The organism is Bacillus benzoevorans, from assembly GCF_014207535.1.
Lineage (GTDB): Bacteria > Bacillota > Bacilli > Bacillales > Cytobacillaceae > Bacillus_BD > Bacillus_BD benzoevorans.
This window is the reverse complement of the sequence record NZ_JACHGK010000010.1, coordinates 1-12058: the sequence shown is the minus strand read 5'-3', so window position 1 is coordinate 12058 and position 12058 is coordinate 1. Positions and strand designations below refer to the sequence as shown.

Annotated in this window: 10 protein-coding genes and 2 rRNA genes; 3 read left to right on the top strand and 9 right to left on the bottom strand. The window is 39.3% G+C overall.

Annotated features, from left to right (window positions below; all coding sequences use genetic code 11):
• Positions 1-90 precede the first annotated feature (90 nt).
• Entirely contained in the window at positions 91-963 is an 873-nt protein-coding gene (locus HNR53_RS13865) for a TetR/AcrR family transcriptional regulator (protein ID WP_184526990.1), read from the bottom strand.
• Positions 964-1117: 154 nt separating this feature from the next.
• Here HNR53_RS13865 and HNR53_RS13860 point away from each other — a divergent pair, with 154 nt between their 5' ends.
• Positions 1118-2632, top strand: coding sequence for a DHA2 family efflux MFS transporter permease subunit (locus HNR53_RS13860; RefSeq protein WP_184526988.1), 1515 nt, complete (start codon positions 1118-1120; stop codon positions 2630-2632).
• Between the two features lie 165 nt (positions 2633-2797).
• Here the strand turns inward: HNR53_RS13860 and HNR53_RS13855 are convergent, their stop codons facing one another.
• The 6 genes from HNR53_RS13855 to HNR53_RS13830 form a co-directional block, all read right to left on the bottom strand.
• A complete protein-coding gene (locus tag HNR53_RS13855) occupies positions 2798-3103 on the bottom strand; it encodes a hypothetical protein (protein ID WP_184526986.1) in 306 nt (101 codons plus the stop codon).
• 184 nt (positions 3104-3287) lie between these two features.
• A complete protein-coding gene (locus HNR53_RS13850; protein ID WP_184526984.1) occupies positions 3288-4262 on the bottom strand; it encodes a cation diffusion facilitator family transporter in 975 nt (324 codons plus the stop codon).
• A 241-nt stretch (positions 4263-4503) separates the two neighbouring features.
• Complete coding sequence (pntB, locus tag HNR53_RS13845; RefSeq protein WP_184526982.1) at positions 4504-5922, bottom strand: Re/Si-specific NAD(P)(+) transhydrogenase subunit beta; 1419 nt, start codon at positions 5920-5922, stop codon at positions 4504-4506.
• Between the two features lie 11 nt (positions 5923-5933).
• Entirely contained in the window at positions 5934-7478 is a 1545-nt protein-coding gene (locus HNR53_RS13840; protein ID WP_246439575.1) for a Re/Si-specific NAD(P)(+) transhydrogenase subunit alpha, read from the bottom strand.
• 729 nt (positions 7479-8207) lie between these two features.
• Complete coding sequence (locus tag HNR53_RS13835) at positions 8208-9182, bottom strand: D-cysteine desulfhydrase family protein (RefSeq protein ID WP_184526980.1); 975 nt, start codon at positions 9180-9182, stop codon at positions 8208-8210.
• A 129-nt stretch (positions 9183-9311) separates the two neighbouring features.
• Positions 9312-9707: a VOC family protein gene (locus tag HNR53_RS13830; protein WP_184526978.1), complete on the bottom strand. Its 396-nt coding sequence runs from the start codon at positions 9705-9707 to the stop codon at positions 9312-9314.
• 755 nt (positions 9708-10462) lie between these two features.
• Here HNR53_RS13830 and HNR53_RS13825 point away from each other — a divergent pair.
• Positions 10463-10654, top strand: a complete 192-nt coding sequence (locus HNR53_RS13825) for a DUF2187 family protein (protein ID WP_184526976.1) — start codon at positions 10463-10465, stop codon at positions 10652-10654.
• A gap of 185 nt (positions 10655-10839) precedes the next feature.
• On the top strand, positions 10840-11478 hold the full coding sequence (locus tag HNR53_RS13820) for a WGR domain-containing protein (RefSeq protein ID WP_184526974.1): 639 nt from the start codon (positions 10840-10842) through the stop codon (positions 11476-11478).
• A gap of 326 nt (positions 11479-11804) precedes the next feature.
• Here HNR53_RS13820 and rrf read toward each other — a convergent pair.
• Both rrf and HNR53_RS13810 read right to left on the bottom strand, forming a co-directional pair.
• Positions 11805-11920 (bottom strand): 5S ribosomal RNA (gene rrf, locus HNR53_RS13815).
• A 55-nt stretch (positions 11921-11975) separates the two neighbouring features.
• Positions 11976-12058, bottom strand: a 23S ribosomal RNA gene (locus HNR53_RS13810); the annotation flags it as partial.

The following is a 12058-nucleotide window of genomic DNA, read 5'->3' as shown; positions in this document are numbered from 1 at the left end:
CCTCATCCTGTTTTGCTAATGTTATCACGAAAAAACTGGAATGTCTCATTTCGGACGCCTGGCGTCATAAAACAAGTGCACCTCTTTCAATTAGATGGTTTTCAAATAGTACCAAACCAGATTCGCAAAGGTATTCACCTGTGCTTCAATCAATGTTTCTTTAAATAACTGCTGAAAGGGTTTTAATAAATGCTGCAGGACGATTTTTCTTATTCTTTCTTGCTGCAGCTCATGCGTGATCGCATCATACAAATCCTGCTGCTCATCATTAAATTTATATTGTTGCTGCAGCTGCTGGGCTAATTCCTGCAGTTCTGCTATCGTTACTTTTTTCTTGTCCACACGGGTTCGTAATGAATGAATAGCGGAATAATCCAATATGGAGATTTGATTATTGATCATATAAGATACGATCAATTCCAAATAGGACAAGATAACATCCACTAAACGATGTACAGAATACGTACTATTTGAAATCCTCATCGTAAACCTCATATATGAGAGCATTCCGTAAAATAAAATCGCTCCTTCAAAGGCGTATTCCCGGATTTCCTCGCCCATGATTTCGATAAAACGTTCGGAAAGCCATTCCATCTCAATCATCCGGTGCTGTAAAACTAACCTTCTTAGCTCTGTTTCATTCGAAGATAATATCGCCTCAAACAGAGCTTGTAAATTTCTTTCTTCATTCAATCGTAATAAGATCGTAATTTGTTCAATAAACACTCCCCGATCCTTTGCATCTTTGCCAAATTGTATAGAAATTCGCTGCTGACTTGCATCATAACGGAGATATTCTAAAATATCCGCCACACAATCATTTTTTGACGAGAAATAATTATAAAAAGTCCCTTTTGAAATATTCGCCCTGTCAATTATTTCCTGGATTGAGGTTTGCTGAATTCCTTTCTCTACAAACAGCTTTAAGGCAATGTCAGCAACTTTTCTTTTTCGATTATTCATGCCTGCCTCCAATCAAGTAACTATGGATTAGTATAAGATCCAACTTACGGAAAAACAATGATTTTGTACCATCGGTATAAAACAGTTGTCATTTTTAGACTTCGGGTATAAAATAAATCAAGTGAAAATATATATGACAAAAGGGATGAGAAATATGGATTCAGCTTTACAACAGAAAAAACCGCCCTATGCCATGATTGTCATCTTATTCGTTGGAGCATTCGTATCATTTTTAAATAACTCATTATTAAACGTCGCACTGCCGTCAATTATGATTGATTTAAAAATCGCCGATTACTCAACGGTACAATGGCTGGTTACAGGGTTTATGCTTGTCAGCGGTGTGTTAATACCAGCTTCAGCATTTTTATTAACCCGCTTCTCGAACCGCAGTTTATTTATTACATCCATGGCTATTTTTACATTAGGAACGGCTTTAGCTGCATTTGCTCCGAACTTTGGCGTTTTGCTTACCGGACGTATGGTTCAGGCAGCGGGTTCTTCTGTCATGGGACCTTTATTAATGAATATCATGTTAATCAGTTTTCCGCGCAATAAACGCGGGGCTGTCATGGGGATTTTCGGCTTAGTCATGATTACAGCACCGGCCATTGGTCCGACATTATCAGGTTACATTGTCGAATATTATGACTGGCGCCTGCTTTTCGAAATGATTCTGCCTTTATCCATGATTAGTTTGCTGCTGGCGATTTGGAAGAGCGAAAATGTAATGGAACAAAACAAAAACGCTGATCTTGATTATTTATCAGTGGTATTATCCTGTATTGGCTTTGGCGGTATATTATATGGGTGCAGCGATGCCAGTTCAGACGGCTGGACAAATGCAGTCGTCTTAACAGCGTTAATTGCCGGCGGCATTGCATTAATCATCTTTGTCATCCGCCAGCTAAAAATGGAAAAACCATTGTTAGATTTACGTGTTTATAAGTACCCTATGTTTGCCCTTAGCTCTGTTATTTCGATTGTCAATTCAGTTGCCATGTTCTCCGGTATGATTTTAACACCGGCGTATGTGCAAAGTGTCAGAGGAATCTCCCCGCTGCACTCAGGGTTAATGATGCTGCCTGGAGCAATTGTAATGGGAATTATGTCGCCAATCACCGGCAAATTGTTCGATAAAATCGGCCCGCGTCTATTGTCAGTAGTTGGTCTTGGGATTACAGCAGTTTCAACCTATATGTTAGCAAACCTGCAAATTGATTCCAGCATAGGACATATTATTCTCATCTACACTTTGCGTTTGTTTGGGATGGCAATGGTGATGATGCCGATTATGACAAATGGCTTAAACCAATTACCAACGAGATTAAATCCGCATGGCACAGCCATTAATAACACAGCACAGCAAGTAGCAGGTTCAATCGGAACAGCCATTTTAGTGACCATCATGAACTCGGTTACGAAGACCGAAGCGAAACATTTAATGGCAGGAATGGACCCGGCAGCATTAACAGAGGCTTCAACTGCTGCGTTGACACAGCAGGCACTCTTAGCCGGCATTCAATATTCCTTCTACGTTGCTTTTGCAGTCAACATTGTTGCCTTAGTATTAGCGCTGTTTATTAAACACGTGGATACAAGCGCCGAAGCAGTAAGCAAAATAGAAAATGAAAACAGTCCTGCATCTAAACCTGCTACCATTTCATAATAAAAAACAGCACTGAATTTTTATGTAAAAAATTCAGTGCTGTTTTTTTGCGGAGAATAGAAAAAGCACCTAAACCCCCAATACCCCTGTAAACTCATCCTATCATAAAGTGAAGCCAAACTTCACGGCCTTTATAAGCACCCGAAATCCCATACCTGTCCCACCTCATTCAAGAACTTTATCAATTTTATCAATAAACATTTGATAAACCTTTTTCTTTTCTTCTAAATCTTTGATAGTCACTTTCAATTCATTGAACTTTTTTTCAAATGGTTTTTGATACTGTTCACGAATATTCCGGATAATTTCTTCATGCATTGTGGACTGAACTACTTGTTTGGTGATGTTGTATTTATAGCTGTATACTTGCAACTCACTTTTTATTTCTTCATATTCCTCATCAATTTTATCTAATAAAATAATGATTTCCTTTTTCCACTCTGTTAAAGCTTTTTCTACATGTGATTCCATTATGTTCTCCCTTTTACCCTATATTCATTGTTAATCCTTCCCTCCATTCTATCAATCCTCTATTTCAGTTACTTTTCGAATTAATTACAATCGTTATATGAATATGAAAAGGACATGACTTGCGCCCGATAGATGGCGAAATTCAATGTCCTTTTTTTGTATAGATTATATTTTCTATACATTTTTATCCTGGTTCTGGCATGTAGTCATTTTCCCATTTTTGCACACCGTCATCTTTTTCAAATTCAATGATGACATCGGTGACACCTTTCATTTCAAGGATCTTTGCTTCAATCCGGTTTTTCAGATTAAGCGCCTGTTCTACTGATAAGGAAGGGTTAATCTCCAGCTTCATTTCCACATGAAAATCTTCCCCTTCTTTCATAGCGAACAAGGCAGGAATGTCCTTTATTTCCGGATGTGTATAGATTAACTGGGCAATTTGTTCTTCCAAATCATCATCTGTTTCACCCAGTACCCCTTTGGCATTATCTAAAAATACTCTCCCTACTACATAAAACATCATCACTCCAATCATGATGGAAGCAATTCCTTCGGCAGCATACAGACCCAAAAAATAGGAAAGTAAAATGCCAATGATGGCAATGATACCGCCTGATGTGGCAACAAGGTCCTCCATGAAAACAAGCTTTGTTGCCGGTTTAGCTCTTTTCAAACTTGCAAAGCTTTTGCTGACAACGTTAAATCCTGTTGCTTCAATATGGGTTTCATGGAGCACCTCCTTCATTGCCTTATAAAGAACATAAGACTCCATTATGACCCCAACAGCCAGAATCGAAATATTGATCAGAATCCCAGTGGATTCTGTCGGGTGCAAAATATGGTGATAGCCTTCTTTGATGGTTTCATAACTCATAATCCCCACGATAATGACGGCACCAAGCAAAACTAAATTCACCAGCCGTCCGAAACCGTTCGGGTAGCGCTCAGTCGGTAACTTCTTACTCAAGGCACTGCCAATAAATACAAAACATTGATTGGCCGCATCCCCCAAAGAGTGCATCGTTTCAGCAAACATCGCAACATTTCCAGTAAAAAAATATGCCGTTCCTTTAATAATAGCAATAATCGTATTGACAATTGCAGCAATAAGAGCCGATTTGTTTCCTCTTTTTAACAGACCTTCTTTTTGTGCCATATTTTCCTCCGCTACTAAATCAATGTTAGTTTTTTTCTTAGTATTTATCCCTTTGTTAAATTTATAATATAAAAATGAAATCGGGGGTGGTGATTTGGGATTTCGGGTCCTTATAGGGGGCGTGTAGCTTGGCCTCACTTGGTGGGGGATGAGTTTACAGGGGAATTTTGGGTTAGACGCTAGACATTTCATTCAAATTAAGCGAAAAAACAGCACTGAATTTTCCAGTGCTGTTTTAGTATTATTTTAATGCATTAAGAATCGCTTGTACGCTGTCTTTCGCGTCACCAAAACACATATAAGAATTGTCTTTAAAGAATAGCGGGTTTTGTACCCCTGCGTATCCGGCATTCATTGAGCGTTTAAATACAACTACATTTTGTGCCTTCCACACTTCAAGAACCGGCATACCAGCAATCGGGCTGCTTGGATTATCCAGCGCCGAAGGATTCACGGTATCATTTGCCCCGATTACCAGAACAGTATCGGTATCCGAGAAGTCGTCATTAATTTCATCCATTTCTAAAACAATATCATATGGTACCTTTGCTTCAGCTAAAAGGACGTTCATATGACCAGGAAGGCGGCCTGCAACCGGGTGAATACCAAAACGAACGTTTACACCCTTCTCGCGCAGTTTTCTTGTAATTTCCGCCACCGGATACTGAGCTTGAGCAACAGCCATACCATAACCTGGTGTGATGATGACGGAGCTGGACGATTTTAGCAAATCGGCAACATCTTCCGCACTCATTTCCCGGTACTCGCCCATTTCCTCATCAGCACCGGCACTTGCTCCTTCATTGCCAAACCCGCCAAGAATAACGGAAACAAAAGAACGGTTCATTGCCTTACACATAATGTACGACAGGATCGCCCCTGAAGAACCAACCAAGGCACCTGTAATAATTAATAGGTCATTAGAAAGCATAAATCCTGCTGCGGCAGCTGCCCATCCTGAATAAGAGTTCAGCATGGAGATTACAACCGGCATGTCCGCACCACCGATTGACGCAACTAAATGCCAGCCAAATATCAATGCAATGGCTGTCATAGCAGCCAGATAGATCATCGAATTGCCACCAGTAGAACCGCCATCCATAATAAATAAAACCATAAGTACAATAGATCCGATAACAGCTAACAGGTTAAGCCCATTTTTAAATGGAAGCGTAAGTGCTTTTGAACTTATTTTCCCATGAAGTTTTCCGTAAGCTACAACAGATCCGGTAAAAGTGATCGCTCCGATAAAAACTCCAAGAAAAATTTCAGTCAATTCAATATTCAGTAACGTAGAAGTTTCAGGAACATGTTCCCCTGTAAAGATATTAAGAAAACTGTTATAACCAACTAATACAGCTGCCAAACCGACAAAGCTATGCAGAATCGCAACTAATTCCGGCATTTCAGTCATTTCTACTTTTAATGCCAAACGAACGCCAATTAAGCTTCCGATCAGCATAGCAATCAAAATGTAGATGATGCTCTGAATATCAATATACACAATAGGCACAATAGTTGCAATCAATGCAATTGTCATTCCGATAATTCCAAATTTATTACCATTTCTTGCTGTCTCTTGTTTTGATAAACCTGCTAAACTTAGAATAAACAATATCGCAGCAATGATATACGCTGCAGTAACCAATCCTTCAGACATCAGTGCACCTCCTACTCTTTGTTAAACATTTTTAACATCCGATGAGTAACAGTAAAGCCCCCAACAATGTTAATCGTTGCAATTAATATTCCGATAAAGGCTAGTATTTTGACCGCAAATACTGGATTGCTGATCTGTAACAGTGCCCCGACCACGATAATTCCCGAAATCGCATTCGTAACAGACATTAGCGGTGTATGCAGCGCATGAGTAACATTCCAAACGACATAGTACCCAACCACGCAAGCCAAAGCAAAAACGGTAAAGTGAGAGAGAAATTCAGGCGGCGATACATGACCTACCCATCCGAACAGTAAAACTGCAGCTATCGCGAATACATATTTTAAATTAGAAGGCTTTTTCTCAACCTTCGCCGGTGCAGCTGCTACAGCTTCTTCTTTCTTCACCGGTGCCGCTGACACACTAATCGGTGGCGGTGGGAAAGTAATCTTGCCCTTATGAATGACACTCATATTGCGCAATACGACATCTTCAAAATCAATGACAATATTGCCATCCTTTTCTTTGCAAAGCAGTTTCGTTAAATTTAGTAAATTGGTTGCGTACATTTCCGAGGATTGGCCAGGCAGACGACCTGGAAGATCCGTATAACCAATTATCTTAACTCCGGATTCAGTTACATGCAATTCGCCAGGCACCGTATATTCACAGTTTCCACCTGCAGCTGCAGCCATATCGACGATGACTGAACCAGGCTTCATACTGTCAACCATTTCTCGAGTAATCAGCTTAGGTGCTGGTTTTCCCGGAATCAGTGCAGTGGTAATAATGATATCTACCTCTTCTGCCTGAGCAGCAAATAACTCCATTTCCGCTTTAATAAATTCATCTGACATGACTTTGGCATATCCGCCGGAAGTAGATCCATCCTCTTCCCCTTCAAATTCAAGCTTTAAAAATTCTCCGCCCATGGATTCAATTTGTTCTGCTACCTCAAGGCGGGTATCAAAAGCTCGGACAATAGCTCCAAGTGATTTACTTGTACCAATGGCAGCTAACCCCGCTACCCCGGCACCAATGACTAGTACCTTTGCAGGCGGTACTTTACCTGCAGCAGTAATCTGACCGGTAAAAAAGCGCCCGAAATGATGTGAAGCTTCCACTACAGCCCGATAGCCGCCGATATTTGCCATAGAGGACAATGCATCCATGGACTGCGCCCGTGAAATCCTTGGTACCATATCCATCGCCAATACATTGATGTTTTTTTGCGATAGTTTTTTAACCAAGTCCGGGTTCTGGGCTGGATACAAGAAGCTGACTACTGTTGCCCCTTCTTTTATCTTTGCGATTTCTTCCTCATTTGGCGAATTGACTTTGTAGATTAAATCAGATTGCCAGACTTCAGCAGCAGTCACAATTTCAGCACCTGCACTGGTATACAATTCATCTGTAAAGCTTGACGCTTCACCTGCTTTAGACTCCACTGCAACCTGAAATCCCAATTTGATTAATTGTCCGATGGTTTTCGGTGTTGCAGCCACACGGGTTTCGCCGGTCATGCTTTCTTTGGGTATACCTATTCTCATACTCATACATCTGCTCCTTCCTGCTTGTACAGCTAGTATTTCTTCGATGTGAATGACATCCTCAAGATTAAACTACTAATACATCATAGAATATATTCCCTTAATTTTCTATTTAAAGACGAGGAAAATTTTTTCAATTCTATTTTACAATAATATTTAAACTACTAGATAAATAACTTGTGGCAATTATTTAGCTAATTTTCGTATGTCAGACCGGCAAACTGCCACTGACAATAATCAAATCGAACTTTTCTTATTCAGCCATAAATTCACCTCTTGTTAGTTTTTAATTGAGAAGATTCTACTTTTGTTGCGGGACGAAACCCGAAAATAAATAGGAAACGTTTTCATTTTTTTGTATTACTTTTACAAAGAAAATCCCCTCCTAGCTTACTAACAAAACAATATCTTTATAATTATTCAGAAATAATTATTATACAGGATATTTTACATGTTTAACTGACTTTTGTGAAGTATTTCACATAAAAAATATTCATGATATTTATTATTATTGTTATTACTATAAATAACTTTTATACCAGGGACATAAGTTTGTTGATTATTTTCACAAAATTTGTAAGGGCAGCGATAAGTGTGGGTACAAAAAAAGCCTTCAATTAGCTGAAGGCTTTAAGCTTTTCCTTAACATATTGTTTATCTGATTATTTTACGTGAACTAACGCTTTTTCATTAACAAAGGCATGCATTAATTGGAATGCTTCAATTGAAATGGCCCTATAATATTTTTAACGCCATTTCCCTCTGCTCAAGAGTCCATCCCTGCAGACCGCCAGTGTGGATAAAAAGAATATTTTTCGCATTTTTAAAATTTCCTTTCTCAATTTCTGATATCATGCCGTAAAATCCCTTACCAGTATAAACTGGGTCTAAAAGGAATCCGTACTCCCGGCTGACTTTCATAATGAAGGTCATCTCCTCCGGTCTGCTTTTCGCATAACCAGTCCCAATATATTGGTCATTTATCAGAATACCGTTTAACTGAGCCGGTTCCTCTAAACCTTCATTGCGGTACATTTCATTTATGATATTCGAAATGGTTTCCACAAAGATTTCCCTATTATGATCAACGGCAAAACCATAGATTTTACGTTTTGCCCCTTGTTTCTGATTTTCATACCAAAGACCGGAATAGGTTCCGCCCGAACCAACGGCAATTACGATCGTATCAAAGACTATCCCCAGCTCCTGCTCTTGCTTCGTAATCTCCTCCATCGCAGCGGCATAGCCTAAAGATCCAATTGCATTTGATGCACCGACAGGAATGAGATAGGGTTTATGACCCTGCTCTTTCAGGTTCTTCACCACCTCATCCATTTTCTCTTCTCTCGATTGTTCGGGAGGAATCAAGTGGACACGGGCTCCCAGCGCCCTGTCCAAAAAAAGATTTCCTTCTATGGATTCGGGATTCTCTCCCCTGACGATAAGATCGCAGCCTAATCCAAGTTTTGCCGCAACAGCAGCAGTTGCCCGGCAATGATTGGATTGTATGCCGCCAGCTGTAATCAAAGTATCGCAGCCTTGATTCAAGGCATTCGCAACAGAAAATTCCAGTTTTCTTACTTTATTACCGCTCACTTCCGTCCCCGTAAAATCATCACGTTTCAAATACAAATTTACCCCAAGCTCATCACTTAGACGATCGAGTTTTTGAATCGGTGTTGGCAGATTAGCTAATCGCAGCCGTTTCATAATCGTTTCTCCTTTACTTCACCAAATTTTATATTCCAATTACCTCTCTTTAAGCTTATTTTTACCATACCAAAAAAAGAAGCCCAGTCCAAAGGGATTGCGCTTCACAACAATTATTCTGTATCTTTTTTATTTTGCGTTCTTATCCGGCTGGTGGATGCCAAATATATTCCCTTCGGTATCAAGATAATATCCCTGCCATGCCATTCCTGGAAGGGCATATTTAGGCATTGCTGTCTTGCCGCCAAACTGAAGGATTTTCGCTTCAGTTGAATCATAGTTTCCGACACCCATTGTGCAAGCATATCCATTTAAAGGCTGACTTGTCTCCGGCGGCAGACCTTGACGCTGCATCAAAGCACCATTGATTCCAAGTTCACTATCAGCACCAGTCACTGCCCCAAAATAAGGCATTCCCGCATACTCACTGTAATCTTGAAACGTCCAACCGAAGACCTCTCCATAAAACTTCTTAGCCCGTTCCATGTCATCTACATGAATTTCAAAATGAATAATTCTTCCCATGTTTACCTCCAAATTATTTACGAGAATGAGCTCTGTCCATAAAGCAGCTTGTTTTTCCCGCACAATAAGTTTTGCTAAAAACGATTCATTTGATCAGCTTAAGCTAATTTTCCCTCACTATTATTGTGAACAATTGGGAAATATATTCAATTTTTATAAAGTGGATATTAATTGGATATTAATTGTATTTATTTATAGGCTGTGTTAAAGGTCGATGTTGATATTTAATACCTTGTTGATTGGAGTGGAAGGCACGAAGACTCCTCCGAAAATGCTGCGCATTTTCATCGTGCGTGGGCGGATTCGAGGAAGCTTATTCAATGTCCTGCGGGAACAGCGAGACAGACGAGACCCCGCAGGCACGAAGTGGCGAGGAGGCTCGTCTGTCGCCCGCGGAAAGCGAATTGCCTGGAACGGAAATCAACAACCAAGTTTAACAGAACCTATTTATAAATACCGAAAGTTATAATTATAGTTTGCAAACGAAACAGAAAGCCTCTCTTAGGTTTAATCAGGTATCAGAGCAGCTTACCTTTGAATCTCGTAAATAAGAACATTGTTTGTCTGGGTTTCTTAACAATAATTTGAAATTGGTCCTTATCCCTATACAAATTGAAAACGTTTTTATAAAATGCAGGTATACATCGAACTAATTCCTTTTTTTGTTGAATTTATCTTCCATTTATTCTATAATTTAGAAAAATCAGAAAACTAAATAGTAACATAACAAAGAAGAAAAGGCAGGAGTAAATAAAATGAAAATTGCTGAAGTTGGAAATATGATTGAATTTAAAGGTAGTGTAAGAGGGATTGTTGAGAAAGTATATGAGAATTCGGTTATAGTCGAATTAGTTAAAGGAACTCAGATTGATGATTTCCCTTTTGAACGCACCGTAGTCAATCACAAGAATTATACGATTGTGAACAAAACAAATAAGGCAGTTTAATAAAGGCACATCTAAGAACTCTATTATAGAGTTCTTTTTGTTTATTCTAGCAAACTAATATAGACTTACATTTTCATTCCATTTCATCGCTTTCCTCCCTATACTTTTTTCATTCATTTTAATATAATTCAAAGAGGAAGCTGACTCTTCATTATTTTACTAAAACAAAAAAAGGAGGAGTCCATATGATAAATACATCTTTTCCTTATGTGAAAGACACTCCTTCTTTTGCTATAAAGCAAGTGGAACAACGGGTCGTGCTAAATTACGTTTCGTTTCTGGGTAATTCTAATAAATTTTATGTTATGGAATTCCACGAAGGATCAGGTGAATACACTTTCCGCATCTATACGGAATACGGTCGTCTAGGAAGACCACCGCGAAAACAAGAAAGATATTTTCAAACACGCTTTAAAGCTAAAAAGGAATTTGACAGGATTCTTTCCTCTAAACGCAAAAAAGGATATGAAATAATTGTGATAGACGAAGAATGGGACGAATTATTCCTCAATCCAATTAGAACTCCCTATCAAGGTAAAATGATCCATCCGTACTCCCAAGCCCCCACTATCTCGCTCCAAACTCCGTTGGGAAACCTTTCAGAGATTCAGCTTCACAGAGGTCTACAGATTTTAACTGAAATTGAAGAGAAGTTACATAATGGCAGCACTAATGACGTCATCGCCTTGTCTAATCAGTTTTATTCTGTCATACCTGTTGTATTTGAAAGTCAGATAGACAGAAGCTTTCTTTTGGATCATTTGGAGAAGGTAAAAGAAACGAAAGAAAAGCTGGGGCAGATGATTTTAGAAATACATTATTGAACTACTCACCTTTTAAAAAGGCGTGGTAATTCGCAAAGGGATTCTCCACAGGATAGGTATAAGAATTCATATTAATCACAGGAAAATCTGCTGGTCATTTGCATCTGTTTTAGCCATTCATTTTTCAGATAGAGAATATCTATTTGCAAATTGTTATTGACTATGTGATTTAGATTGCAATTTTATATGCTAGTCTCCCAAAAACATTGATCCAACAATAAAAAATAGGGTGAGAAAATCATTGCGATTTCGCACCCTATTTGTATTGTGATTGATTGTTTTGCACCTATAAAGAAAACCCCTACTAGAACCTAATAGGGGTTGTTGCCTGGCGGCGTCCTACTCTCACAGGGGTAAAACCCCAACTACCATCGGCGCTGAGAAGCTTAACTTCCGTGTTCGGGATGGGAACGGGTGTGACCTTCTCGCCATCGTCACCAGACTATTATTTTAGAGAGTTTGTTCTCTCAAAACTAGATAACGTAACAACATCATAATTGGTTAAGTCCTCGAACGATTAGTATCTGTCAGCTCCACGTGTCACCACGCGTCCACCCCAGACCTATCAACCTGATCATCT

Bases quoted from the DNA above. Each gene is read 5' to 3' on its own strand.
- HNR53_RS13865 (WP_184526990.1), bottom strand. From the start codon at position 963: ATGAATAATCGAAAAAGAAAAGTTGCTGACATTGCCTTAAAGCTGTTT.
- HNR53_RS13860 (WP_184526988.1), top strand. From the start codon at position 1,118: ATGGATTCAGCTTTACAACAGAAAAAACCGCCCTATGCCATGATTGTC.
- HNR53_RS13855 (WP_184526986.1), bottom strand. From the start codon at position 3,103: ATGGAATCACATGTAGAAAAAGCTTTAACAGAGTGGAAAAAGGAAATC.
- HNR53_RS13850 (WP_184526984.1), bottom strand. From the start codon at position 4,262: ATGGCACAAAAAGAAGGTCTGTTAAAAAGAGGAAACAAATCGGCTCTT.
- pntB (WP_184526982.1), bottom strand. From the start codon at position 5,922: ATGTCTGAAGGATTGGTTACTGCAGCGTATATCATTGCTGCGATATTG.
- HNR53_RS13840 (WP_246439575.1), bottom strand. From the start codon at position 7,478: ATGAGTATGAGAATAGGTATACCCAAAGAAAGCATGACCGGCGAAACC.
- HNR53_RS13835 (WP_184526980.1), bottom strand. From the start codon at position 9,182: ATGAAACGGCTGCGATTAGCTAATCTGCCAACACCGATTCAAAAACTC.
- HNR53_RS13830 (WP_184526978.1), bottom strand. From the start codon at position 9,707: ATGGGAAGAATTATTCATTTTGAAATTCATGTAGATGACATGGAACGG.
- HNR53_RS13825 (WP_184526976.1), top strand. From the start codon at position 10,463: ATGAAAATTGCTGAAGTTGGAAATATGATTGAATTTAAAGGTAGTGTA.
- HNR53_RS13820 (WP_184526974.1), top strand. From the start codon at position 10,840: ATGATAAATACATCTTTTCCTTATGTGAAAGACACTCCTTCTTTTGCT.